This window comes from Tardiphaga sp. 42S5 (assembly GCF_034044155.1).
Classification (GTDB): Bacteria; Pseudomonadota; Alphaproteobacteria; order Rhizobiales; family Xanthobacteraceae; genus Tardiphaga; species Tardiphaga robiniae.
Genome location: NZ_CP139027.1, coordinates 1352180 through 1376818, shown reverse-complemented (window position 1 = coordinate 1376818; position 24639 = coordinate 1352180). Strand labels below are relative to the sequence as shown.

Below are 24639 nucleotides of genomic sequence, written 5' to 3'. Positions count from 1 at the left end.
TCTTGCGACGAAGCAATCCAGTCTTCCTTAGGTAAGAGCTGGATTGCCGCGTCGCTTCGCTCCTCGCAATGACGGAAGCGATGGCGGAGATTTACTGAATGAAGCGCGGATCGGCGAGCTTCGACAGATCCGGGATTTCCTTGATGACGCCGATTTCGAGCAGCAGCTCGGCAGCTTCCTTCGAGAACGCCAGGTGCTCGCCGGCGAAGAACTTCTTGTTCGCTTCCTGATCCTGCCAGCGCAGATACTGCGCGGAGGCGCCGAACTTCTCGCCGGTCTGCTTCACGTCGGCGCCCATGATCTCATAGGACTTGGCCTGATCGGCCTTGATCATGGCAACGGCCTCGAAATAGCTCTTGGCCAGCGCCTTCACGGCACCTTCGTTATCGGCGATGAATTTCGGCGTGCAGCCGAAGGTGTCCATGATCATCGGGTAGTCGAGCGTGGTGGCAATGATCTTGCCGGCTTCCGGCTTCTCGCGCACGGCAGAGAGATAAGGCTCATAGGTCATGGCCGCATCGTTCTGACCGGCGATGAACGCCTGCGCTGCCGGGCCGGGCTCCATGTTGACGACGGAGACGTCCTTCACGCTGAGGCCGTTCTTCTTCAGGAACCAGGCGAGCGTGAAATAGGGCGCAGTGCCCGGAGCCGATGCGGCAACGGTCTTGCCCTTCAGATCCTTGATCGATGCGGTGCCGGCGCGCACGGCCATGCCGTCAGCGCCATAGGACTTGTCGAGCTGGAAGAGCTGCGTGGTGGCGACGCCGTTGGCATTCCACACCACCCAGGTCTCGACCGTGGTGGCGGCGCATTGCACATCGCCCGATGCGATGGCGAGATGGCGGCTGGCCTGCGGGACTTTCTTGATGGTGACGTCGAGACCGTTCTTGGCGAAGATGCCTGCTTCCTTCGCCAGCGTCAGCGGCGCAAAACCCGTCCAGCCGGAAATGGCGATGGTGACCTTGGTCTGCGCCGCAGCGGGGGTCGCAACGAGAGCCGCGAGCATGGCGGCGACGGAAACTCCAATCAACTTCATAACGCACTCTCCTCAGCCAGATTTAGAATGATACTGCATGGCAACATGGCGGATTGCCAGAGTCAATTTCCGCAGACGGCCTGCGGCAGATGATTCATATCGTCCTCATGATCGCAACCCCGTCGGCGTGAAGCGCGCGGTGAGCTGATACAGATCGTTCGGATAGGTGACGCGCACCGATGTGATGATCTTGTTCTTGCGCCAGGTGCGGCGCTCGACCACGAGGCAGGCGGCCGGCTTCTTCAGCGTCAATGCCTTCAAGGCGACATCGTCGGCGAGACTTGCCGTAATCCGGTGTTCAGCCTCATTCCACGGCACGTGACCAAGCAGCCAGGTACCGGGCGGCACGCGCGTGAAATCGATTTCAGACGCGGGCGGCACCACGTCGAGATTGATCAGGCGCTCCTCCAGCGCGAAAGGCCTGCCTTTGGCAATGTGCCGACAGCTCAACACCAATACGTCGCAGCTCTTGTCGATGCCGAGACGTTCGAGATCGTCCTTGGTCGCCTTGCGCCGTTTTCGCGTGAGCAACTCATAAGCATAGGCCTCGCCGCGCTTGGCGATTTCGGCCTGGATATCGGGAATATGCAGGACCGCGGACTGCACCAGCGGTTTCGCGACAAAACTGCCGACGCGGCGCTTGCGCTCGATGACACCAGCGGCTGCGAGACCTGACAGCACCTTGTTCACGGTCATCCGCGAGCAGTTATAGCTCTCGACCAGTTCATGTTCGAACGGGATACGATAGCCGGGCGGCCAGCGGCCGGAGAGGATCTTCTCTTCAAGATCGGCACGGATGCGCTGATACAGCGCCTGCGGCGCGGCGTGCGCTTTTCCATTTGCCGACTTTGACACGCGCGCTGTCGCCATCAGAGTTTCGCCAGCCGCTGCACGACGCGCCGATAGCGCTCGGTGATGAATGCGCGCCTGATGTGGCGACCGCCGTTGACGACCTGCTTGCCGCCGACGAAGACGTCGGAGATCGCTGACTTGCCGGCAACAAAGGTCATGGCATCGAGCCAGCGGTCACCGGTGACGGCGCAGAGATCGGGATGCGCGGTGTCCAGCACGACGATGTCCGCACGCTTGCCGACCGCAAGTGCACCGATATTGCGGCCCGAGGCCTGCGTGCCACCGACCAGCGCATGTTCATACAGCGCACGGCCGGAGGACTCGCCTTCATGGCGCGCCACGGCGTTACGGACGCGATAGGCCAGCCGCTGGCTGTATTCGAGCTGTTTCAGCTCGCCCGGCGCCGATATCTCGATATTGGAATCGCTGCCGACGCCGAACACCCCGCCCGCATCGACGAAGCGCGGGCCTTCGAAAATGCCGTCGCCGAGGCTCGCTTCGGTGAGCGGGCACAGGCCGATCACGGCACCTGCTTTCGCGACACCGGCGGCTTCTTCATCGGTCATATGGGTCGCGTGGATCAGCACCCAGCGCCTGTCGACCGGCATGTGATCCAGCAGCCATGCCACCGGCCGCTGGCCGGACCACGCGATACAGTCCTCGACCTCTTTGGTCTGCTCGGCCACGTGGATATGGATCGGACCATCGGGCACCGCCTTGAGAACTTCGCTCAACGTCTCCGGCGTGATCGCACGCAATGAATGCGGCGCGATACCGATCGCGGCATCATCGAGATCCGCGATCGCAGCGCGGGATTTCTCCAGCAGCGCCAGAAAGCGTGCGGGATCATTGACGAACCGGCGCTGGCCGTGAATAGCCGTCGCGTCGCCGAAGCCGCTGAAATTATAGAAAGACGGCAGCAGCGTCAGACCGATGCCGGTCTCGCCGGCCGCCGCCGCGATACGCCCCGCCATTTCGGCAAGATCCGCATAGGGCGTGCCGTTTTCATCGTGGTGCAGATAGTGGAATTCGGCGACTGAGGTAAAGCCGCCTTCCAGCATCTCGGCATAAGCGAAAGCCGCGATGGCCTCGACATCGCCCGGCGTCAGCGTATCGATGAAGCGATACATCAACTGCCGCCATGTCCAGAAACTGTCCTGCGTGGCGCCGCGAATTTCGGTGAGGCCGGCCATGCCGCGCTGGAACGCGTGGCTGTGCAGATTGGGCAATCCCGACAACGCAACGCCGCTGATGATTTCAGCATCAGCGCTGCTCGAATTCGCGGCAACGGCCGTGATGACGCCATTCTCGATCGCGACAATGACGTCACGCGCCCAGCCTGACGGCAGCAGCGCGTGCGCGAAGAACAGCCTTTTTGCAGCACGTTGCGTGCCCATAGCGATTGCCTGTTGCATTCAAAAGACGCTCGACAATAAGCGAGGCCGCTGATTATGTATAGACATAGGACGTCCCGAATTTGCGGCAGTCTGCCGAGTTCCTGGAAGTGACCTTTGCCATGAGTTTCGATACCATCTGGACCAATGCACGCCTCGCGACCATGGCACCCGGCCAGCTCGGCATCGTCGAGAATGGCTGCATCGCAGCAAAGGACGGCCGGATCGCTTTTGTCGGTCCAGCGTCAGAACTGCCGGCCGGCACCGACGCCAAGACCCGTATCGATTGCGATGGCCGCTGGATCACGCCGGGGTTGGTCGATTGCCACACCCATCTGATCTATGGCGGCAACCGCGCCAGTGAATTCGCGATGCGGCTCGAGGGCGCGAGCTATGAGGACATTTCGCGCGCCGGCGGCGGCATCGCCTCGAGCATGAAGGCCACGCGTGCGGCCAGCGAAGCGCAGCTCGTCGCCAGCGGATTGAAGCGGCTCGATCATCTGCTCGCCGAAGGCGTCACCACCATCGAGATCAAGTCGGGCTATGGGCTCGACAAGGAGACCGAGATCCGCTGCCTCAAGGCCGCGAGGCAACTCGGCCGCGAGCGCGGCGTCTCCGTCGTGACATCGTTTCTCGGCGCGCATGCGATGCCGCCGGAAGCGGGTGGCGACAAGGACGCCTATATCGACACGGTCATCGCCGAAATGCTGCCTGCGATTGCCGAACTGAAACTCGCCGACGCTGTCGACGCGTTCTGCGAAGGCATCGCATTTTCGCCGGAGCAGACGGCGCGGGTGTTCGACGCCGCCAAGAAACTCGGCCTGCCCGTGAAACTGCATGCCGACCAGCTCTCCAACCTTCACGGTGCTAAACTCGCCGCCGAGCATAACGCGCTGTCGGCCGATCATCTCGAACATACGGACGAAGACGGCGTCATCGCGCTGACCAAGGCCGGCACCGTCGCCGTAGTATTGCCGGGTGCTTACTACACCCTGCGCGAAACCCAGGCGCCGCCGATCGCGCTGTTTCGCAAACACGGCACGCATCTGGCACTCGCGACTGACAGCAATCCCGGCACCTCGCCGCTGACCTCGCTGTTGCTCACCATGAATATGGGCGCGACCTTGTTTCGCATGACCGTCGATGAATGCCTGCTCGGCGTGACACGCGAAGGCGCACGAGCGCTGGGCAAACTCAAGGACGTTGGCACGCTGGAAGCCGGCAAGGTCTGCGATCTCGCCATTTGGGACATCGAACACCCCGCCGAGCTGGTCTACCGCGTCGGCTTCAATCCGCTTCACGCCCGCATCTGGCATGGCCGGACCTCCGCGACATCCAACTAAGGACACCATCATGGATCGCAGCAAGAACAGCCGCATCGTCCGCAGCCCGCGCGGCACAGAGCTTTCCGCGAAGGACTGGCTCACCGAAGCGCCACTGCGCATGCTGATGAACAATCTTGATCCGGAAGTGGCCGAGAACCCGAACGAACTGGTGGTCTATGGCGGCATCGGCCGCGCCGCGCGCAATTGGGAGGCGTTCGACCAGATCGCCAAGTCGCTGCGCGAGCTCAATACTGATGAGACGCTGCTGGTGCAATCCGGCAAGCCGGTCGGCGTGTTCAAGACGCATGCAGATGCGCCGCGCGTGCTGATCGCCAATTCCAATCTCGTACCGCGCTGGGCCACCTGGGAGCACTTCAACGAGCTCGATCGCAAGGGGCTGATGATGTACGGCCAGATGACGGCCGGCTCGTGGATCTATATCGGCTCGCAAGGGATCGTGCAGGGCACCTACGAGACCTTCGTCGAGGCCGGACGGCAACACTATAATGGCGATCTCTCCGGCAAATGGATTCTCACCGCCGGTCTCGGCGGCATGGGCGGCGCGCAGACGCTGGCTGCCACCATGGCCGGCGCGTCGTGCCTCGCGGTCGAGTGCCAGCCGAGCCGCATCGAGATGCGCTTGAAGAGCCGTTATCTCGACGTACAGGCGAAGGACCTCGACGATGCACTGGCGATCATCGAGAAGGCCAACAAAGAGAAGAAGCCGATCTCCGTCGGCGTACTCGGCAATGCCGCCGACATCTTCCCTGAACTGGTGCGCCGCGGCGTCAGGCCGGACATCGTCACCGACCAGACCTCGGCGCATGATCCGGTCAACGGCTATCTGCCGAGAGGCTGGACGCTGTCCGAATGGGAAGCCAAGCGCGCCAGCGATCCCCGATCGGTCGAGAAGGCCTCGCGCAAATCCATGAGCGAACATGTCCGCGCGATGCTCGACTTCCACAAGATGGGCGTGCCCACCGTCGACTACGGCAACAACATCCGCCAGATGGCGAAGGAAGAAGGCGTCGACAACGCGTTCGACTTCCCCGGCTTCGTCCCCGCTTACATCCGTCCGCTGTTCTGCCGCGGCATCGGCCCGTTCCGTTGGGCCGCGCTGTCCGGAGATCCCGAGGACATCTACAAGACCGACGCCAAGGTGAAGGAGATCCTCGGACACAACAAGGCGCTGGTGAACTGGCTCGACATGGCACGCGAGCGCATCCAGTTTCAGGGCCTGCCGGCGCGCATCTGCTGGGTCGGCCTCGGCGATCGCCATCGCCTCGGCCTCGCCTTCAACGAGATGGTAGCCTCGGGCGAGCTGAGGGCACCGATCGTCATCGGCCGGGATCATCTCGACTCCGGTTCGGTCGCAAGCCCGAACCGCGAGACCGAAGCGATGAAGGACGGCTCCGATGCCGTGTCGGACTGGCCGCTGCTCAATGCGCTGCTCAACTGCGCATCTGGCGCAACATGGGTGTCGCTGCATCACGGCGGCGGCGTCGGCATGGGCTTCTCGCAGCATTCCGGCATGGTCATCGTCGCCGACGGCACGCCGGAAGCGGCCAAGCGCCTCGAACGCGTTTTGTGGAACGATCCGGCGACCGGCGTGATGCGCCACGCCGATGCGGGCTATGAGGAAGCCATCGACTGCGCAGAGGAACATCACCTCAATCTGCCATCGCTGCACGCCAAGGGCTGAGTGCGGCGCATGCAGATCCTGCGCGCCGCGAACTACAAGGTGATGCCCTGGAAGAACGGGCTGGGATCGACCACGGAGATCGCGATCTTCCCGGCGAATGCAAAGCTGGACGATTTCGACTGGCGCGTCAGTATGGCGCAGGTGACGAGCGACGGACCGTTCTCGTCATTTCCCGGGATTGATCGTACACTTCTGGTCATCGATGGCGCCGGCATCGACCTCAATGTCCACGGCAGCGTATCTGTGCGCATTGATCGCAGTACGATCCATTCCTTCCCGGGCGATCAGCAAACGTCAGCGTTACTGATCGACGGCCCCATTACAGATTTGAATGTGATGAGCAGGCGCGGGATCGTCTCACAGCATGTGAGACGCATCAACGTCATGAAACGTCAGGATTTTATAGTTTCTGCACAAGCGTTTCTGTTCGTTGAGCATGGCACTGCGACCGTACGGTCGGCATCGACCGTCGACAGCCTGTCGGCGCATGATGGGCTGCTTGTGGAACAAGGATCAGCACCTGTCGCGATTGAGTCCGATGCGACGGCGCGTGTAGTCATCATCGAATTCGGTAGATAGCCGCCACATACTGATTTTGATGACGCCATAAGTTCCCGAAATGCCATCCAAATCAAATATATAACCAAGAGTGATTACGCCTATATGATTGGTAGAGAATCGCGACACCACTTGGTCCGACTCATGGCGCAATTGCGAGGCTGGATATTCAAATGCACAAGCGGCATCTCAATATTCCGATTGAAATTGTTCGTACCGTCGTTGCCATTTCAGAAACAGGTAGCTTGACCAAGGCTGCGGAGCAATTGGGGTTGAGTCAGCCCGCGGTGAGTTCGCAGATCAAGCGCCTCGAACAACTTGTTGGCGGTTCGCTGTTCAGCAAGACGCCAAACGGAAGTTGTCCGACCGATCTCGGCAAGCTGGTGCTTGCGCAGGCGCGCAAGATCATCGAGGCCAACGATCAGGTGCTTGCGCTCGGCGGAGCCGATAATCATGTCGACCGGCTTCGTTTGGGCCTGAGCGTTGTCCTCGCGCAGCGCTTCGTCGCCGAGCAGAGCCTGAGCAACCTCAATGACATCCATATCCATGCCGGAATGTCCACCGAGATTGCGACAGCGTTGATCGACGGCCATATCGACGTCGGGTGTTTTTTCCAGCGGGGAGAAATCAGTGCCGATCTGGCTCCGCTCATTGTCGATGAAGCCGAGGATCGGCTGGCATGGGTTCGCTCGAAATCATTCGTGCTCAGCCCCGGCGCACCGATCCCAATCGTCACCTGGACCAATGACGACTGGATGATTCATACGCTCACGCGGCATGGCCTTTCCTATCGGATTGCCTTCAGCAGTCAGGACTACAGCGCGAAGAAAGCCGCAGTCGAAGCCGGCATCGGACTGACGGCTGTTCCCAGCCGGATCATTCCGCCGGGACTGGTCTGGGCCAGGGACTATTACTTGCCGGAGCTTCCGACCATCAAAGCGCTGCTCTGCATTCGCCCGGGTATGACATCGCCGCGTGTCCTGGAAATCAAGGATCAGCTCTCGGCGATGTTCCTACGCCCCGCATTGCCCATGGAAAACGACAAAGTTGCCTAGCGAAGCCGCATATTTCAGAGAGCAGGCCGAGCGCTGCGAAAAGCTGGCGCGGGAGATTGACGACCCCGTGGTTCGCGAACGACTGCTGAACCTAGCCACGGAATATGCTCGCCGCGCGGAAAGGAAACCTGTGCAGCCCCGAGCCCGGCAATCGCCGCGGCCGGATCGGCGCTGAGCGACAACGCGCTACTGCCGGATGCCGTGTTTTTCCAGATCCGCCTGAACCGCCTCGTCTGAGAGGTCGAGCTTGCGCGAATGTTTCCAGTCGTGATGCGAGGTCTCGACGAGACGCTTCGCAACATGGTGCGCATCGGTCTCAATGGCCAGTTCGCGGCGATCGTCAAAACTGCCCGGCGTGAGATTGATCGAACCGACGATAGCGCGTTCCTCGTCGGCCAACAGCATCTTGCCGTGCAGCTTCATGTCATTGAGCCGGTGCACCTTGGCGCCGACGTCATGCATGATGCGCAAGCCGCCGATCCCCTCGATCAGCTTGTTCTTCTTCAGCTTGTGCGGCTGCCGCGCCATGATGTGGACCTGAACGCCGCGCAGCACCGCGCGAACCAGCCGCTCGATGATGTCCGTGTCCTGATAACGCTCGTTCTGGATCCAGAGCGTGTCTCGCGCGGAATCGATGAAAGCGCCGATCCGCTCGCGGCCGTTGTTCGGGCACCAGATCAGTTGCGAGTCAGGGTTCGGCACGAAATCCTGCTTCGCCCAGTCGGCCTCGAAGCAATCGACCATCTCGGAAATCTCGAGCTTCTTGGTCGTAGTCACCGCGTAGTCGCGCGTCTCGGTGAGATCGCGAGTCTCCCAGTTCAGCGACTCGACGAAGCCCCACTCATGATCAATCACCATCGACTTCTGATGGGTCAGCGCGAAGGCCGGATTGCTGTCACGAACCTCGACCCCGGCAGCAGTCAGCGCCGCGGCCGTTTCGTTATTCTCGCTCTCGCCGTTGCGCCGGGCCGGATTGAGCATGACGCGCACTTTCACGCCACGCCGTTTAGCGGCAATCACCTCATGCAGCAGCGTCGGATCGGTGAACAGGAACATCCGGATGTTCAGGCTGCGCTTTGCAGCCCTGATCGGATCGATGATGCACTGCGCGGTGTCATCCGGAAACACGAGCAGGTTATGCGTCATGATTGACCTCTCGCGAGAAATAAAGGTGCCCGCAAACGGCTGATGGTTCTGCAAAACAGCGGCATGGTCTGGAACTACGTCTCCGACTCTATACTTGAATGCGGCGCGGCAGAAAATGGGGCGCGCGCCAGCGCCGAACGGCGATGATGGATGAGATTGTCGAGACGCTGCGCCGAAGAGACCAGCGTCGCCATTTCAAGTGCATCTTCATCATTGCGCATGGTCTTCGCCAATTGCGCGCTGAGAAGATCGTCGACCTCCTGCTCGATCGCGCACAGTTCAGCATCGTCCGCCGCCGCCCGGATCCGTCGCGGCAATGCATAAAGTGCGTTGAGCGTCGCCTCACGGTGGTCGGGCGGGCGGATGCCGAGGAATTTCCAGGCGGCAGCCAGCACAGAGGCAAGGGCGCCAAGGATCATGGGGGCGAGATAGATGTCGTCGCCGTATTTGTCCATGAAGCTCTGCTCGGTACCGTTGTAGTAGGCAGCCGCGCCGGGATGAATGGGGATAAAGGCATCGGGATCGGTGTCGGCAGCGGCGATACCGGCCAGTTGCGGTTGCCCGGCGATCAGATCGCGGCGCGCCGCGATCACCATTTCGGTCAGACGCGCGATCAGGCTGGAATGGAGCTTCTTGTTCGCGACCAGATAATAACTGACCCGAAGCGTTGTCACGTCATCATCCGGGACGGGCGGCGCACCGCGGAGCGACCCTTTCGGAATGTCGAAGCTTTCATAGGCGCCATTGGCGTCGGCAATGGCGCCGGCGGCATCGATCGGGATCAGCACGGGGGCGCCGGTTTTGAACAGACCGCGGACCAGGGACAAATACTTCTCGGTCAGCGGGATCACCACCAGCAGCGCGCTGACTTCCTTGGCTTCCACCGCGCGCCGGGTATCGCTGACCTCAAGATTCTTGAATGTGACCCTCGCGCTCGTCAGGTCGTATTGCTTGGTGAGCGCATCGACCAGCCTGCGATTGACCTCGCCGCCCACCACACCGACGGTGCGGCCGCGCAGGCCTTCGACGCTGGTGATTTTCGAGCCGGGAGGCGCGATCAGCATGACGACCGCCTTGGCCATGACGGCAACGGCGCGTGCCTCCGAGAGATCGCCGACATCGGCCCGGACGACAGCGAGATCGACCTTGCCGGAGGAGAACGCCTTGCCGGCATCGACAGCGTTGCCGAAGGTCTCGAAATCCAACCGGATTGGCGACTTCCTGGTGGCGAAATGGCTGGCGATGATCGATGCCGTCTTGCCGGCTTCGCCATCGATCGACCCCACCGCCAGCTTGAGCACCGTCGGACGTTCGATATAGCGCCAGGTCAGAAGGCCGCCGCCCACCACCAGACCGAGGATGCCGGCCAGCAGAAGCACCCTGCCCCAGAACGGGAAAGCAACGGATCGCACGTTCATGTTCGGTCCTGCGCAGCCCTGCCAAATTAACTGACGCTCCTGCCCGCATGCCACCATGCGCGGGCTGTCAGCAAAAACCCATCTGTACCCGACTACAGTTAAGACCCGCTAACCGACGGCGGCTATATACTGCGACCGCCCGGACTGCTCATGATTCCCGGTCTGGCCGTGTTGCTGGAGACAATGTTCGATGACTCGTCTGGTACTCGAGATGCTCCGGCCCTATCGCGGCTGGTTGATCATTGTCTTCCTCGCCATGCTGGTCGAGATCGCCATGAGCCTGGCCGCGCCCTGGCCGCTGAAACTGGTGCTCGATGACGCGCTGGGCAGCCATCACCTGCCCGCTTGGCTGGACTGGGCCCATGACTACGGCATCGGCCGCCACACGCTCGGCGTCGCACTGTTCGCCGGCATCGCCACCCTGGTCATCGCCGTGATCGGCGCGATCGCCACCTACATCGACAACTACTATTCGACATCGGTCGGCCAGTGGGTGGCCAACGACCTGCGCATCCGCATCTATGCGCATCTGCATCGGTTGTCGCTGCGCTATTATGACAAGGCCAAGACCGGCGCACTGATGTCCACGATCACCACAGATGTCACCACGCTGCAGAACTTCGCTTCATCGTCGACGCTGGATATCCTGCTCGATCTCATCACCATCGTCTTCATGATCGGGCTGATGTTCTGGCTCGACTGGGATTTTACGCTGATCGCACTCGGCATCACGCCGTTCCTCATCGTCTTCGTGTTCCATTTCAAGCGCGCCGTGAAGGAAGTGACGCGCACGGTGCGGCAACGGCAGAGCGAGATCGTTGCCGTGGTCCAGCAGGGCCTCGGCCAGGTGCGCGCAGTCACGGCCTTCGGCAGGCAGGATCTCGAACTGGCACGGCTGGAAGCCGCCAGCCATGCCACGGTCGAGGCCGCCATGAAGGCGCGGCAGGTGAAATCGCTGCTATCGCCGGTGGCCAGCATCGTGGTGGCGTTCTGCACGGCCATCGTGCTGTGGAAGGGGACCTCGCTGATTGTCGCCGGCACCATGACGGCGGGCGCGCTCACCGTGTACCTCGCTTATCTCGCGCAGTTCTTCAAACCGGTGAAGGACCTCGCCAGCATGACCAGCGCGATCGCGCAGACCACCGTGGCGCTGGAGCGGATCCAGAATATTCTCGCGGCCGATGACGTGATCGCGGAGAAATCGGGTGCCGTCGATCCCGGCCGTGCCAAAGGCGCCATCACCTTCGAGAACGTCGCCTTCGCCTATAGCGAGGAGGCCAGCGTGCTCCGCGACGTCTCGCTGCATATCGAACCCGGCCAGATCGTGGGCGTGGTCGGGCCGACCGGCTCCGGCAAATCCACGGTGCTGAGCCTGATCCCGCGCTTCTACGACGCGACATCGGGGCGCGTGCTGATCGATGGCGTCGACGTCACCGATTACAAACTGTCCGCCCTGCGCGCCCAGGTCGGCTTCGTGCTGCAGGAGACCGTGCTGTTTCGCGGCACCATCCGCGAGAACATCGCCTATGGCCGCCCTGGCGCAACTGACGAGGAGATCGTTGCCGCCGCGAAGATCGCCAATGCCGACGAGTTCATCAGCCGCATGCCGCACGGTTACGACTCCATGGTCGGCGAGCGCGGCGATACACTGTCCGGCGGCCAGCGTCAGCGCATTGGCATCGCGCGCGCGGTGGTGCGCAACAGCCCGATCATGATCCTGGACGAGCCGACAGCAGCGCTCGATCCGGAATCCGAGGCGCTTGTGATCGAGGCGCTGCGCCGGCTGATGCAGGGCCGCACCGTCATCATGATCGCGCATCGGCTCTCGACCATTCGCGACGCCGACAAGATCATCGTGCTGAAGGACGGCGTGGTGGCCGAGCAGGGCTCCAATGACGAATTGATCGCGCAAGGCGGCATCTATGCAGAACTGGTGAAGATTCAGCAGCGGGTGGTGAACGAGCAGTCCGCGGGCGCATCGTAAGCGGTGCCGGAGCGCCTCTTTATAATCATTCTAATAACATACGTGCGTTTGTCTTGACCTTGTCAGGACGCTGCTCGACAAGGTCCGGCATGACCGTCCACCAGACTGCATCCGAAACATCCACACACGAATTGCGCCTCGGCAATGCGCCGCGCGGATTCATCGGAACCATCGTGGCGTTGCAGCCCGATATTGCAGGCGCCGCCGAGAGCGGCCACGAGCTCGAACGGCATCTGCTGGAAATGGGCTTCACCGAAGGTGCGCGCGTCGAGATCCTGCATCAGGGCGCCATCCAGCGCGATCCGATCGCGGTGCGCGTCGACAATATTACGATCGCCGTTCGCCGGCGCGAAGCCATGGCAGTTGTTGTGAAATGACGCATACAGACGTGACCACCGAGCGCTTTCATCTCGCGCTGGTGGGAGCCCCCAATAGCGGCAAGACATCGCTCTTCAACGCACTCACCGGCAGCCGCCAGAAGGTGGCCAACTATGCGGGCGTCACCGTCGAGCGCAAGGCAGGCGCCTTCGTCACGCCGGCCGGCCGTCAGGTGACGCTGCTCGACCTGCCCGGCACCTATTCGCTGCGCGGCCGCAGCCCGGACGAAGAGATCACCCGCGACGTCGTGCTCGGCAAGCGCCCCGGCGAAGCTGCGCCCGATCTGGTCCTGTGCATCGCTGACGCCACCAATCTGCGCCTCACGCTGCGGCTTATCCTGGAACTCAAGCGTACCGGTCGCCCGCTGCTGGTGGTGCTCAACATGTTCGACATCGCGCAGCGTCGCGGCGTCAGCATCGATGTCGACGCGATGTCCGCAGCACTTGGCGTGCCTGTGATCACCTCGATCGCGGTGAAGAAGGCCGGCGTCGAGGAATTGCGCCACCGCACCGACGAATTCGCCGCCAACATGCCGGCAGTCACTGCCGGCGAAGGCTGGACGCCGCTCGGCCTGTCCGAGATGAAGGCGCTGCAGCGCGAGGCCGACCGCATTATCCGCGAAACCGTGACGATGCCGAGCAAGCCGGACACGCTGACCACGCGCGTCGATGCCGTGGTGCTGCATCCGGTCGCCGGCCTCGCGATTCTCGCGCTCATTCTATTCGTGATGTTCCAGGCGGTGTTCTCCTGGGCGCAGCCGCTGATGGAGCTGCTGTCGGATTCCTTCGGCGCGCTGGGCACGCTGGTGGCACAGGTGCTGCCCGAAGGAATCTTGCAGAGTTTCCTGCAGAATGGCCTGATCGCCGGCGTCGGCAGCGTGCTGGTGTTCCTGCCGCAGATCATCATCATCTTCCTGTTCATCCTGCTGCTGGAAGATTTCGGCTATATGGCGCGCGCCGCGTTCCTGATGGACCGCGTCATGGGCGGTGCCGGTCTGCATGGCCGCGCCTTCATCCCGCTGCTGTCGAGTTTTGCCTGCGCCATTCCCGGCATCATGGCGACGCGCGTGATCGACAACCGCCGCGACCGCCTGACCACCATCCTGATCGCGCCGCTGATGACCTGCTCGGCGCGCATCCCGGTCTATACGCTGATCATCTCTGCCTTTATCCCAGCGGAAAACGTCTGGGGCTGGGTCAACCTGCAGGGCCTCGTGATGTTCGGGCTCTATGTTGCCGGCATCGGCAGCGCGCTGGCGGCATCCTTCGTCATCAAGTTCTTCATGTGGCGCGACTACCAGCCGGCGCCGTTCATGCTGGAATTGCCGGACTACAAGCTGCCGCGCCTCAAGAGCATCGCCATTGGCGTCTATACCCGCGCCAAGATGTTTCTGCAGCGCGCCGGCACAACCATCCTGTCGATGATGATCCTGATCTGGTGCCTGGCCTCGTTCCCGCAGGCGCCGGCCGGCGCCGAAGGGCCGGCGATCAATTACAGCCTCGCCGCGATGATCGGAAAATTCCTGGAGCCGTTCTTCGCCCCGCTCGGCTTCAATTGGCAGATCGCTGTGGCGCTGATCCCCGGCATGGCGGCGCGCGAAGTCGCGGTCGGCGCGCTCGGCACCGTCTATGCGATCGAAGGCGGCAAGGAAGCAGCGGACGCCATCGGCCAGGCGCTGGCCAGCAAATGGAGCCTCGCGACGGCCCTGTCGTTCCTGGCCTGGTTCATCTTTGCCCCGCAATGCGCCTCGACGCTGGCCGTGATCCGCCGCGAGACCGGCAGCACCACATGGATGGTGGTGACGTTCCTCTACATGTTCGCGCTGGCCTATGTGGCGAGCCTGATCACCTACACCGTGGCGAAGGCGGCCGGGCTGGGCTGAGACATGTAGGGCGGATTAGCGGCAGGATGGGTAGAGCGCCTTCGCGAAACCCATCCTACGATAGTGCTCCCGGGGTTCAGAATCCCGCAGCCAAGCCATCCTTGCGCGGGTCGGAGCCGGCGACATAGCCGCCGTCGATTTTGCGCACGAGCTGCGCGCCGCCGAAGCCGAAGGCGGAATCCGGCGGTTCGCGCTCGATGACATGGCCGCGGCTGGCGAGGTCTGCCGCGACATTGTCCGGCACAGCGGTCTCGATCGCCACTTTCAAGCCGGCGACATAGCGCCAGCGCGGCGCGTCTGCCGCGGTCTGCGGATCCTGTCCCCAGAGCTGCATGCGCAGCATCATCTGCAGATGGCCCTGCGCCTGCATCGGGCCGCCCATCAGGCCGAAGGCCATCAGCGGCTCCCGGCCCTTCACGACGAAGCCGGGAATGATGGTCTGGAACGGCCGCTTGCGCGGACCGACTTGATTGGGATGACCATCGGTCAGGACGAAACCGAAGCCGCGATTCTGCAGGCTGATGCCGGTGCCCGGCACGACGACACCGGAGCCGAAGCCGGAATAGTTCGACTGGATATAGGACACCATCATGCCGGAAGCGTCGCCGGTGGATAGACACACCGTGCCGCCGGTCTTGGGCGCGCCCGCGCCAAAATCCTGCGCACGGCTGCGATCGATCAGCTTGGCGCGCGATGCGAGATAGGTGGGATTGAGCAGATGCGCGACAGTGACGTCGCGCATGTAATCGAGATCGGCGGCGTAGGCGTAGACATCGGCGAAGGCCAGCTTCGTGGCTTCGATCTGCAGATGGAACGCATCACCGCTGTCGAGCACGAGGCCGTCGGTGCCGTAGGCCCGCATGATTCCCAGCGCCATCAGCGCCGCGATGCCCTGCCCGTTCGGCGGGATTTCGTGCAGCGATGCGTCGCCGAAGTCCTGATGGATGGTGCCGCACCAGTCATTGCGATGCGCGGCCATATCGGCCTCGTCGAGCACAGCGCCATGTTCGCGCGCAAAGGCCGCGATACGCTGTGCGAGTTCGCCGCGATAGAACGCCTCGCCCTTCGTCGCTGCAATCAGCTTGAGCGAATAGGCATGGCCCGGTGCGCGAAACAATTCGCCCGCCGCAGGCGCACGCCCATTCGGCATGAAGGCTTCGGCAAAGCCGGGCTGGTTCTTCAACTCCTCCGCGCCGCGACGCCAGAGTTCGGCGATCACAGGCGAGACGTGGAAGCCATTCTCCGCATAGGAGATCGCAGGCTCGAACAAGTCAGCGAATGGCAGCTTGCCGAAGCGCTCGGACAGATCGACCCAGGCCGAAACGGCGCCGGGCACGGTGACGCTCTCCCACCCGCGATGCGGGAATGTCTTGTGATTTGCAAATCGCTCCGGCGTCCATCCCGCCGGCGACCGGCCGGATGCGTTGAGGCCATGCAGCTCCTTGCCGTCCCACAGGATGCAATAGGCGTCCGAGCCGATGCCGTTACCGGTCGGCTCCACCACGGTGAGCGTGATCGCCGCAGCCAGCGCCGCATCCAGCGCATTGCCGCCGCGCTCCAGCATGCGCAAACCCGCCTGTGTCGCCAGCGGCTGCGACGCCGCCACCACATTGCGCGCCATGACCGGCGAACGGCGGGAAGCGTAAAGGCCATCATGTCTGTATTGCATCAGTTCAGGCTCTCTTCAGGACTTTGCAGATCAACGCGTCTTCTTATCGTCATTTGCACGAGCCGAACAGACAGGTTGCACCTGCCAAATAGACAGGCGGGTCTGCTCACCTCTCGATCTTGCACCGGCTAGTCGCTTGCGCTTACGGTTCCTCGCCTTCCATCAAGAGGATCAGTATGGCCATCACCGTCATCCGCAACGCGGACTATGTCGTCGCCTGGGACGCCGCAAAGAACAGCCACACCTATGTCACCGGCGGCGATATCGCTTTCGACGGCGGCCAGATCGTGTTTGCCGGCCGCGACTATCGGGGCGAAGCGGTCGAGACCATCGACGGCCGCGGCTTCATGGTGATACCGGGCCTCGTCGATATCCACTCGCATCCGTCCAGCGAACCGCTTAACAAGGGCTTCCTCGACGAGATCGGCTCGCCCGGCCTGTATAATTCGTCGCTTTACGAATACATGCCGATCCTGCGTTCCGATCCGGAAGGCGTCCCCGATTGCGTGCGCGTTGCGTATTCGGAGCTGCTGCTGTCCGGGGTCACCACGGTGGTCGATCTATCGATGCCGCATCCGCAATGGCTCGATCTCGCCGGACAAAGCGGCCTGCGCGTCTATATCGCTCCGGGGTTCCGCTCGGCGCGCTGGTTCACGCCGAACGGCACGCTCGTCGATTACGAATGGAACGAGAAGGCCGGTGAAGAGGCCATGCTACAGGCTTTCGCGCTCATCGATGCCGCCGAGAGCCATCCGTCCGGCCGTCTCTCCGGAATGATGTATCCGGCGCAGATCGATACGTGCACACCACAACTCATGCGCGACAGCTATGCCGAAGCCAGGCGACGCGGCATTCCGTGGCAGACCCATGCGGCGCAATCGGTGTCGGAATTCCACGAGATCGTCCGCCGCCATGGCGTGACGCCGATCCAGTGGCTCGGCGAACTCGGCGTGCTCGGCCCGACCTCGCTGGTCGGTCACTCCATCTTCGTCGACGACCATCCGCTGACGCCGTGGCACACGAAGCGCGATCTCGCGCTGCTCGCCGAGACAGGAACCACCGTCGCACATTGCCCGACCGTGTTCATGCGCCGCGGCATCGCGCTGCGCGATGTCGGCCGCTACCGCGCCGCCGGCATTTCGGTGGCGATCGGCACCGATACCTATCCGCACAACATGATCGAGGAGATGCGCAACGTGACGATGACCTCGCGACTGATGGCCGGGCATCCGCGCGGCCTGAACTCGACCGGCCTGTTCGAAGCCGCCACCACCGTCGGCGCCAAGGCGCTCGGCCGCGACGACATCGGCAGGCTCGAGGCTGGCTGCAAGGCGGATTTCGTGATGGTCGACGTCACCCATCCGATGATGCAGCCGCATCGCGACCCGATCCGCAGCATGATCTATGCGGCGGCGGAACGCGCGGTGCGTCATGTCTATGTGGATGGCCGGCAGGTGGTGAAGGACGGCGTGGTGCAGACGTTCGACTATCCGGCCGCAGCGCTGCGTGTGCATGAGGCGCAAATCCGCGCGGAAGAGCGCACGCCGGATCTCGACTGGGCCGGCCGCAAGCTGACGGAGATCTCGCCGCTGTCGTTTCCGCTGGCGTGGCCATCGAACGAATAAGCCGGACGCTTTCGCGCCCGGCTCATCCGGATCAGACAAGTTAGCGGCGTTACACGCGCTCGATGATGATGGCCGGTGCCATGCCGCCGGCGGCGCACATGGTGACCAGACCGCGCTTCAGGTTGCGGCGCTCGAGTTCGTCGAGGATCGTGCCGATCAGGATCGCGCCGGTGGCGCCAATCGGATGGCCGAGCGCGATCGAACCGCCATTGACGTTGACCTTGCTGCGATCGAGATCGAGATCGCGGATGAACTTCTCGGCGACCACGGCGAAGGCTTCATTGATCTCCCACAGATCGATGTCTTCCTTCTTGAGACCGGCCTTTGCCAGCACCTTCTTCGCCGCCGGCACCGGCGCATTCAGCATCAGGGTCGGGTCGTCGCCGATATTGGCCATGGCCACGATACGCGCGCGCGGCTTCAGGCCATGCTTGTCGGCATAGGACTTCGAGGTCAGCAGCAAGGCTGCGGCACCATCGACCACGCCCGATGAATTGCCCGCGTGGTGGAAATGCTCGATCTTGAGATCCGGATATTTCTGGTTGATCTGCTTGCGGAAGGTCATGCCGCTTTCATCCAGCGGATGATCGGCCATCGCAGCGAAAGCAGGCTTCAGACCGGCGAGACCTTCGGCAGTGGTTTCCGGACGTGGATATTCGTCCTTGGCGAGCACGATATTGCCCTCGTCATCCTTGACCGGGACGATGCTCTTGTCGAAACGGCCTTCCTTGATGGCGATGGCTGCGCGGCGCTGGCTTTCCAGCCCGAGCGCATCGAGCGCCTCGCGGCTGATGCCCTCCATCGAGGCAATCGCGTCGCCGCAGATGCCCTGATGCGACTGCGGATGCAGCTTGGCGAGGCGCTTGTTACCGGAGCCCATGCCGAGCGGCGGCTTGCCGGCCGCCATATCCTCGGCAGCCATCGCACCGGTGAGCGACATCATCTCGGTGCCGCCGGCGATGACGACGTCTTCCATGCCCGACATGATCTGGGCCGCCGCGAAATTCACCGCAGTGATGCCACCGCCGCAGAAACGATCCAGCGTGGTGCCGGACGCCTTGATGTCATAGCCGGCATCGAGCGCAGCCATGCGGCCGAGATCGCCGCCCTGCTTGCCGCGTTGGGTCGAGGTCGACCAGATCACGTCGTCGACGTCTGCGGTGTTGAGTTTGTTGCGCTCGGCAATCGCCTTGAGCACGGTGGCGGCGAGATGCTGCGGATGCTGTTCGGCGAGCTTGCCCTTGCCCACTTTGCCGATGCCACGGGGCGTGCGGACTGCGTCGATAATATAGGCGTCGGCCATGATCTTCTCCCAAGAGTTTTGAAGTGTTTTTCTGACCGCGAGATTGGCCAAGCGACCCGTGAAGTCAAGGTGCGCAGGCGGCATGCACGTCTGCCAAAATTGGCGGGCATCCGGCGCAATTTCGTCCACTACCAGAAAATTGGCACAACCCAGGCACGATATTATAACCATACCGGCGCTATGAGACGGAGGCGGCCGCGCCGCCGCACGCTCATTGCAATTAACAGCCAGAAATCCAGGAACATATCTTCATGGATCAGCCTGATGTCTCCCGCCGACGCTCGCGCGTATTTGCGCCCGGGCTCGCCGTCGCCGCTCTGTTGTTGCTGCTTCCGGTGGCCGTTTGGCTCGATCTGACCAATCTGGTTGACGCCGCGCTGCGCCGGCAGGCCAACGACCTGAACTCCGTGATCAGCAGCGTGCGTGGTTATTACGCAACCAATGTGGTCGGGCGCGTGCTGGCCCATCAGGGCACCACGCAGGTGGTTCACAATTATGAAAGCGTACCGGGCGCGATCCCGATTCCGGCGACGCTCTCCCTCGAACTCGGCCGGGTGATCGGCGCGCAGCAGGAGAATATCAACTATCGCTTCGTGTCGGATTACCCGTTCCAGAACCGCGCACCGCACCAGCTCGACGATTTCGAGAAGACGTCGCTGCGCAGCCTGCGCGACAACTCGGAACAGAAGATCATCGACACCAAAGCGTCGCTGTTCAGCGATACCGTCCGCATCGTGGCGCCGGTGCTGATGGGCCCGGCCTGCGTCAGTTGCCACAACAGCCATCCGGAAAGCCCGAAGAAGGACTGGAAGGTCGGCGACGTGCGCGGCATCCAGGAAGTCATCATTACGCAGCCGATCGCGGCGAACCTGTTCTCGTTCAAATTCCTGCTGGCTTATTTCGCACTCGCCGCGATCAGCGGCGTCTCGTTCCTGACGCTGCAACGCCGTCAGTCGCGGCGCATCGCAGGCATGAATCAGGAGCTGGAAGCCAACAACGATTTCCTTGCCACGCTGTCGATGAAGATCTCACGCTATATCTCACCACAGGTCTATAAGAGCATCTTCAGCGGTCAGAAGGACGTCACCATCCATACCGAGCGCAAGAAGCTGACGATCTTCTTCTCCGACATCCAGAATTTCACGGCGACCACCGAGCGGCTGCAGCCGGAGCTGATCACGCATCTGCTCAACGAGTATTTCACGGAGATGTCGGCGATTGCCCACGAATATGGCGGCACCATCGACAAGTTCATCGGCGACGCGATGCTGATCTTCTTCGGCGACCCGGAAACCAAGGGCGACCGCCAGGATGCGCAGGACTGCCTGCGCATGGCGTGGCGGATGCAGCGCAGGCTGATCGAGTTGAATGCGAAGTGGCGCACCGAAGGCATCGAGGAGCCGTTCAAGGCCCGCATCGGCATCAATTCCGGCTATTGCAATGTCGGCAATTTCGGCAGCGCCGATCGCATGGACTATACGATCATCGGCGCGGAAGCCAATCTCGCGGCACGCCTGCAGTCGATCGCAGAACCTGGCGGCATCGCCATCAGCTATGAAACCTTCGCGCTGGTGAGCGACATCATCACCTCGCATCCGCTGCCGCCGATCACCATGAAGGGCATCAGCCGCGAGGTGGTGCCCTATGCGGTGGACAGCATCATCGACGACAGGCCGGTGCAAACCGATATCGTCGTCGAACGCATGCCGGGGCTGGATTTCTATCTGGACCCCTCCGCCGTGCGGCCGGCCGACGCCGACCGCCTGCGTTCCGTGCTGAATGAGGCGCTCGCCTCGCTGGATCGCAAGGTATAATCGGCGCCGAACCAACGCCCCAGCGCCACACAGCTGTGTCTATCGCCGGCAGGCAGGTTGCCCCGATTCAGCGAACACCATAGTCATGGCTGAATGACGCTGCGCCTGAAGAACTGCCCGGAATCAGATGCTCCAAGACGATCTTAGCCTGCAGGACAATCCCAGCCTTGCCGCCATGGCGGACACGCTCGCCAGATCCACCGACTATCGCGTGCTCCGCCGGCTGATCCCGCGCACCGAATTTGCGCCGGCCAATGGCCAGCCGACCCGATCCGGAATCCTCCTCGACGTCGAGACCACGGGCCTCGATCAGGTGCGCGACGAAGTCATCGAACTTGCCATGATCAAGTTCGACTATCTGCCGGACGGCAGCATTACGCGCGTCGCGGATATCTTCACCGCGTTCAACGAGCCGTCGCGGCCGATCCCGCCGGAGATCACCGAACTCACGGGGATCACCGACGAGATCGTTGCCGGACATCGCATCGATCCCGATGCCGTCGCCGCTTTCGCCGACGACGCCGTCATCGTCATCGCGCATAATGCAGGCTTCGACCGCAAGTTTTCCGAGTGCTATTGGCCGGTGTTCCAGCACAAGGCCTGGGGCTGTTCAGCCACGGAAGTGGACTGGCGCAAACATGGCTTCGACGGATCGCGCCTCGGCTATCTGCTCGCCGGCGCGGGCTTCTTTCATCAGGCGCACCGGGCGATCGACGACTGTCATGCGCTGCTTGAGATTCTCGCGTTCGAATTGCCTGATCTCGGTGCGCCAGCACTTGCGGTTCTTCTGGAACGCGCCCGGAAGAAAACGATGCGGGTCTGGGCCGAGCAGTCGCCCTTTGATCTCAAGGACGAGCTGAAGCGGCGCGGCTATCGCTGGAGCGACGGCTCCGACGGCCGGCCGAAGTCCTGGTACATCGATGTCGAAGAAAGCAAGGAAGCGAGCGAAATCGAATTCCTGCGCAAGACGATCTACATGCGCGACGTCGAGCCGCGCGTGCAGGCGCTCAGCGCGATGAGCCGGTTTTCGGTACGAGCGTAGAACATCTAAAGAAAAGGCTAGATATTAGCGCCGTCATTGCGAGGAGCCCTTGCGACGAAGCAATCCAGTCTTTTTCTTCTTGAAGACAAGAACTGGATTGCCGCGTCGCTTCGCTCCTCGCAATGACGAACGTTAATTCAATCCAGCCGGCGGTCAGACCGGCTGCAGACCGAGCGCCTGCGCCGCCTCGATCCAGACCGGCAGCTCCTTCTGATACAGCGCATTGGTCTCCTTGAAGCCGAGCGCCGGTTCGAGCACGAAGGTCTTCAGCACTTCCTTCACTTTCGGATCGCTGTTGGCGGCGACGCAAAGCTGCGACAACCGATCGACGATCGGCTGCGGCGTTGCCTTGGGCACGGCCCAGCCCGTGAAGCCGCTCACAGTGAAGAACTTCGACGTCGCGCCCTGCTCGGGCAGCGTTTTCACATTCGGGATGGCGTCGACTTTCTTCGAATGCACGGCGAATGGCACGCCGCGGTCGCTCTGCAGCACACTTTGTGACGCAGTGTAGCTGCCCATCGCGAAATCGATCGAGCCTTCCGCCAATCCGGTCCACATCGGCGCTTCACCACGATAATGGATCGGCTCGATCTTGAGGCCATACTGTTTGTTGAGTTCGTTGATGGTCATATGCGGCGCCGAGCCGACGCTATAGGTGCCGAAGTTCACCTTGTCGTTCTTGCGCGCGAAGGCGACGAAGTCCTCCAGCGTCTTGACGCCGGATTTCGGACTGGCGACCAGCGGCAATCCGGCGCCGGGAATGACGCTGACCAGCGTCAGATCCTTGTCCATGTCGTAGCCGGGCGTCTTGAGCATCACCCGGTTCATCACATAGGTGGTCGAGATCGAGCAGAGAATCGTGTGACCGTCTGGCTCGGCGCGCGCGACTTCCGCTGTGCCAATGGCGCCGGATGCGCCGGCCTTGTTTTCGATGACGACAGTCTGTCCGACCTGTTTGGAAATGTATTCGCCGAAGGCGCGCGCGAGTAGATCGGTCTGCCCGCCGGCTGGATAGCTACAAATCATGCGTATCTGCCGCGATGGCCAGGCGGCTTGCGCCGAGGCATCGCGCGCGACGAACGGCATGGCGGCAGCTGCCGACCCGGCAGCAATGAAGTGACGACGATTGATGATCGCAGACATGTTTCCCTCCGTTGTTTTTTTATGACGGTACTCGATCGCTCCCGCATTCGCCACGACGATAGGCGGGACAGATTGGCGCATTGGAAAAGCAAATCGCTTCCAGCTCTGCACCTATCGGCTCACGCCATCTGGATCGCAGCGCGGCAGTGCAGTAGTGTCCGCGCAAACTAAAAATGCCGGACCGTTCGGATCTGGCGCGCACACATCACGTGAGGGACGAAACACCATGGCGCGGAATATTCTGATTCTCGGAGCTTCCTACGGCTCGTTGCTGGCCACGAAGCTCTTGATGGCCGGTCACAACGTGACCCTCGTGTGCCGGAAGAAGACCGCCGAACTCATCAATCGCGACGGCACCGAAGTGCGCATCAAACTGCGCGACGAACCGACCCACCGCGCCATCTTCTCACGCGATTTGCCAGGCAAACTGGATGCGACATCACCGGATCAGGTCGACCTGTCGCGCTACGATCTGGTCGGTCTTGCGATGCAGGAGCCGCAATATACCAACCACACGATCCGCGTGCTGATGATCAAGATCGCCGCGGCGAAGCTGCCTTGCCTGTCGATCATGAACATGCCGCCGCTGCCCTATCTCAAGCGCATTCCGGGGCTGGCCGACATGAAACTCGAAGAGGCCTATACCAATGCCCAGGTGTGGGAACGCTTCGACCCGGGACTGGTGACGCTGTGCTCGCCCGATCCGCAGGCCTTCCGGCCGCCGGAAGAAGCGGCGAATGTGCTTCACGTCGGCCTGCCGACGAATTTCAAGGCATCGGCCTTTGCCGATCCGGCTCACAACAAGCTGCTGCGCGAACTCGAAGCCGACATCGACTCTGTGAAACTCGACGGCCAGGACGTGCCGGTGAAGCTGAAAGTGTTCGACTCGCTGTTCGTGCCGCTGGCGAAATGGTCGATGCTCTTGACCGGCAACTATCGCTGCATCACGCCCGAAGAGCCGCAGTCGATCCGCGAGGCGGTTCACGGCGACCTGAAAGTGTCGCAGTCGATCTACGAACATGTCGATGCCGTGGCGCGGCGTCTCGGCGCCGATCCCGCAGATCAGGTGCCGTTCGCCAAATATGCCAAGGCAGCGGAGAGCCTGCTCAAGCCGTCATCGGCGGCGCGCGCTGTCGCAGCCGGCGCGCCGTTCATCGAGCGGGTCGATCTTCTGGTGAAACTGATCTCGCATCAGCTCGGCATGACCAATGCAAATATCGACCGCACGGTCGAGGTCGTCGACCAGAAGCTCAACGAGCGGCTCGAGTCCGGCGCGGGAATCTGACGCGCTGGTGTGACGGTGCTGCGAGAAT

The 24639-nt window shown here is 62.2% G+C and carries 19 protein-coding genes; 11 read left to right on the top strand and 8 right to left on the bottom strand.

The genetic code is table 11. The features are described from left to right. Nucleotides 1-91: 91 nt before the first annotated feature. From SFY93_RS06415 to SFY93_RS06405, 3 genes are all read right to left on the bottom strand, one after another. Complete coding sequence (locus SFY93_RS06415; RefSeq protein WP_231081231.1) at nucleotides 92-1006, bottom strand: ABC transporter substrate-binding protein; 915 nt, start codon at nucleotides 1004-1006, stop codon at nucleotides 92-94. 135 nt (nucleotides 1007-1141) lie between these two features. After that, entirely contained in the window at nucleotides 1142-1906 is a 765-nt protein-coding gene (hutC, locus tag SFY93_RS06410) for a histidine utilization transcriptional repressor HutC (protein ID WP_320446455.1), read from the bottom strand. Further along, on the bottom strand, nucleotides 1906-3285 hold the full coding sequence (locus SFY93_RS06405; RefSeq protein WP_320446454.1) for a formimidoylglutamate deiminase: 1380 nt from the start codon (nucleotides 3283-3285) through the stop codon (nucleotides 1906-1908). Before SFY93_RS06405 ends, hutC begins: the two co-directional genes overlap by 1 nt. Nucleotides 3286-3404: 119 nt before the next feature. Between SFY93_RS06405 and hutI the strand changes: the two genes are divergently transcribed. The 4 genes from hutI to SFY93_RS06385 all read left to right on the top strand — a co-directional run bounded on the left by hutI (nucleotide 3405) and on the right by SFY93_RS06385 (nucleotide 7922). Beyond that, nucleotides 3405-4625: an imidazolonepropionase gene (gene hutI / locus SFY93_RS06400; RefSeq protein ID WP_320446453.1), complete on the top strand. Its 1221-nt coding sequence runs from the start codon at nucleotides 3405-3407 to the stop codon at nucleotides 4623-4625. Between the two features lie 10 nt (nucleotides 4626-4635). Next, entirely contained in the window at nucleotides 4636-6309 is a 1674-nt protein-coding gene (gene hutU / locus SFY93_RS06395) for a urocanate hydratase (protein ID WP_320446452.1), read from the top strand. 9 nt (nucleotides 6310-6318) lie between these two features. Beyond that, complete coding sequence (locus tag SFY93_RS06390; protein ID WP_089266865.1) at nucleotides 6319-6888, top strand: HutD/Ves family protein; 570 nt, start codon at nucleotides 6319-6321, stop codon at nucleotides 6886-6888. 152 nt (nucleotides 6889-7040) lie between these two features. Beyond that, the gene (locus SFY93_RS06385) at nucleotides 7041-7922 is read left to right on the top strand and encodes a LysR family transcriptional regulator (protein WP_120288191.1); all 882 of its coding nucleotides are present in this window, start codon (nucleotides 7041-7043) and stop codon (nucleotides 7920-7922) included. 186 nt (nucleotides 7923-8108) lie between these two features. Here SFY93_RS06385 and SFY93_RS06380 read toward each other — a convergent pair whose 3' ends face one another. Next, nucleotides 8109-9068 carry a phospholipase D-like domain-containing protein gene (locus tag SFY93_RS06380; RefSeq protein WP_320446451.1) on the bottom strand — a complete coding sequence of 320 codons (960 nt, stop codon included), beginning with the start codon at nucleotides 9066-9068 and terminating at the stop codon, nucleotides 8109-8111. Nucleotides 9069-9142: 74 nt separating this feature from the next. Continuing rightward, a complete protein-coding gene (locus SFY93_RS06375) occupies nucleotides 9143-10486 on the bottom strand; it encodes a TAXI family TRAP transporter solute-binding subunit (protein WP_320446450.1) in 1344 nt (447 codons plus the stop codon). Between the two features lie 190 nt (nucleotides 10487-10676). On the opposite strand from SFY93_RS06375, the gene SFY93_RS06370 reads away from it, so the two are divergent. From SFY93_RS06370 to feoB, 3 genes are all read left to right on the top strand, one after another. Beyond that, nucleotides 10677-12470: an ABC transporter ATP-binding protein gene (locus tag SFY93_RS06370; RefSeq protein WP_320446449.1), complete on the top strand. Its 1794-nt coding sequence runs from the start codon at nucleotides 10677-10679 to the stop codon at nucleotides 12468-12470. Nucleotides 12471-12559: 89 nt separating this feature from the next. Further along, complete coding sequence (locus SFY93_RS06365; RefSeq protein WP_093761616.1) at nucleotides 12560-12847, top strand: FeoA family protein; 288 nt, start codon at nucleotides 12560-12562, stop codon at nucleotides 12845-12847. Continuing rightward, nucleotides 12844-14730 carry a ferrous iron transporter B gene (gene feoB / locus SFY93_RS06360; RefSeq protein WP_320446448.1) on the top strand — a complete coding sequence of 629 codons (1887 nt, stop codon included), beginning with the start codon at nucleotides 12844-12846 and terminating at the stop codon, nucleotides 14728-14730. Before SFY93_RS06365 ends, feoB begins: the two co-directional genes overlap by 4 nt. A gap of 76 nt (nucleotides 14731-14806) precedes the next feature. Here the strand turns inward: feoB and SFY93_RS06355 are convergent, their stop codons facing one another. After that, nucleotides 14807-16399 (bottom strand): gamma-glutamyltransferase family protein, encoded by a 1593-nt coding sequence (locus SFY93_RS06355; RefSeq protein ID WP_320446447.1) that lies wholly within the window; start codon nucleotides 16397-16399, stop codon nucleotides 14807-14809. 176 nt (nucleotides 16400-16575) lie between these two features. Here SFY93_RS06355 and SFY93_RS06350 point away from each other — a divergent pair, with 176 nt between their 5' ends. Then, nucleotides 16576-18024 (top strand): amidohydrolase family protein, encoded by a 1449-nt coding sequence (locus SFY93_RS06350; protein WP_320446446.1) that lies wholly within the window; start codon nucleotides 16576-16578, stop codon nucleotides 18022-18024. A gap of 49 nt (nucleotides 18025-18073) precedes the next feature. Here SFY93_RS06350 and SFY93_RS06345 read toward each other — a convergent pair whose 3' ends face one another. Beyond that, on the bottom strand, nucleotides 18074-19327 hold the full coding sequence (locus SFY93_RS06345) for an acetyl-CoA C-acetyltransferase (protein WP_320446445.1): 1254 nt from the start codon (nucleotides 19325-19327) through the stop codon (nucleotides 18074-18076). A gap of 251 nt (nucleotides 19328-19578) precedes the next feature. Here SFY93_RS06345 and SFY93_RS06340 point away from each other — a divergent pair, with 251 nt between their 5' ends. Together SFY93_RS06340 and SFY93_RS06335 are read left to right on the top strand one after the other, a co-directional pair. Beyond that, nucleotides 19579-21141, top strand: a complete 1563-nt coding sequence (locus tag SFY93_RS06340) for an adenylate/guanylate cyclase domain-containing protein (RefSeq protein ID WP_320446444.1) — start codon at nucleotides 19579-19581, stop codon at nucleotides 21139-21141. 127 nt (nucleotides 21142-21268) lie between these two features. Then, complete coding sequence (locus SFY93_RS06335; protein ID WP_320446443.1) at nucleotides 21269-22183, top strand: 3'-5' exonuclease; 915 nt, start codon at nucleotides 21269-21271, stop codon at nucleotides 22181-22183. 153 nt (nucleotides 22184-22336) lie between these two features. On the opposite strand, the gene SFY93_RS06330 is transcribed toward SFY93_RS06335, so the two are convergent. Beyond that, nucleotides 22337-23326, bottom strand: a complete 990-nt coding sequence (locus SFY93_RS06330) for a Bug family tripartite tricarboxylate transporter substrate binding protein (protein WP_175365946.1) — start codon at nucleotides 23324-23326, stop codon at nucleotides 22337-22339. Nucleotides 23327-23552: 226 nt separating this feature from the next. Here SFY93_RS06330 and SFY93_RS06325 point away from each other — a divergent pair, with 226 nt between their 5' ends. Continuing rightward, complete coding sequence (locus SFY93_RS06325; RefSeq protein WP_320446442.1) at nucleotides 23553-24611, top strand: ketopantoate reductase family protein; 1059 nt, start codon at nucleotides 23553-23555, stop codon at nucleotides 24609-24611. Nucleotides 24612-24639 lie beyond the last annotated feature (28 nt).

Excerpts from the sequence above, each read along its gene's own strand:
- SFY93_RS06375 (WP_320446450.1), bottom strand. The coding sequence starts at position 10,486 with ATGAACGTGCGATCCGTTGCTTTCCCGTTCTGGGGCAGGGTGCTTCTG.
- SFY93_RS06325 (WP_320446442.1), top strand. The coding sequence starts at position 23,553 with ATGGCGCGGAATATTCTGATTCTCGGAGCTTCCTACGGCTCGTTGCTG.
- SFY93_RS06335 (WP_320446443.1), top strand. The coding sequence starts at position 21,269 with ATGCTCCAAGACGATCTTAGCCTGCAGGACAATCCCAGCCTTGCCGCC.
- SFY93_RS06355 (WP_320446447.1), bottom strand. The coding sequence starts at position 16,399 with ATGCAATACAGACATGATGGCCTTTACGCTTCCCGCCGTTCGCCGGTC.
- SFY93_RS06415 (WP_231081231.1), bottom strand. The coding sequence starts at position 1,006 with ATGCTCGCGGCTCTCGTTGCGACCCCCGCTGCGGCGCAGACCAAGGTC.
- SFY93_RS06370 (WP_320446449.1), top strand. The coding sequence starts at position 10,677 with ATGACTCGTCTGGTACTCGAGATGCTCCGGCCCTATCGCGGCTGGTTG.
- SFY93_RS06340 (WP_320446444.1), top strand. The coding sequence starts at position 19,579 with ATGGATCAGCCTGATGTCTCCCGCCGACGCTCGCGCGTATTTGCGCCC.
- hutC (WP_320446455.1), bottom strand. The coding sequence starts at position 1,906 with ATGGCGACAGCGCGCGTGTCAAAGTCGGCAAATGGAAAAGCGCACGCC.
- hutI (WP_320446453.1), top strand. The coding sequence starts at position 3,405 with ATGAGTTTCGATACCATCTGGACCAATGCACGCCTCGCGACCATGGCA.
- feoB (WP_320446448.1), top strand. The coding sequence starts at position 12,844 with ATGACGCATACAGACGTGACCACCGAGCGCTTTCATCTCGCGCTGGTG.
- SFY93_RS06350 (WP_320446446.1), top strand. The coding sequence starts at position 16,576 with ATGGCCATCACCGTCATCCGCAACGCGGACTATGTCGTCGCCTGGGAC.
- hutU (WP_320446452.1), top strand. The coding sequence starts at position 4,636 with ATGGATCGCAGCAAGAACAGCCGCATCGTCCGCAGCCCGCGCGGCACA.
- SFY93_RS06385 (WP_120288191.1), top strand. The coding sequence starts at position 7,041 with ATGCACAAGCGGCATCTCAATATTCCGATTGAAATTGTTCGTACCGTC.
- SFY93_RS06390 (WP_089266865.1), top strand. The coding sequence starts at position 6,319 with ATGCAGATCCTGCGCGCCGCGAACTACAAGGTGATGCCCTGGAAGAAC.
- SFY93_RS06365 (WP_093761616.1), top strand. The coding sequence starts at position 12,560 with ATGACCGTCCACCAGACTGCATCCGAAACATCCACACACGAATTGCGC.
- SFY93_RS06345 (WP_320446445.1), bottom strand. The coding sequence starts at position 19,327 with ATGGCCGACGCCTATATTATCGACGCAGTCCGCACGCCCCGTGGCATC.
- SFY93_RS06380 (WP_320446451.1), bottom strand. The coding sequence starts at position 9,068 with ATGACGCATAACCTGCTCGTGTTTCCGGATGACACCGCGCAGTGCATC.
- SFY93_RS06330 (WP_175365946.1), bottom strand. The coding sequence starts at position 23,326 with ATGTCTGCGATCATCAATCGTCGTCACTTCATTGCTGCCGGGTCGGCA.
- SFY93_RS06405 (WP_320446454.1), bottom strand. The coding sequence starts at position 3,285 with ATGGGCACGCAACGTGCTGCAAAAAGGCTGTTCTTCGCGCACGCGCTG.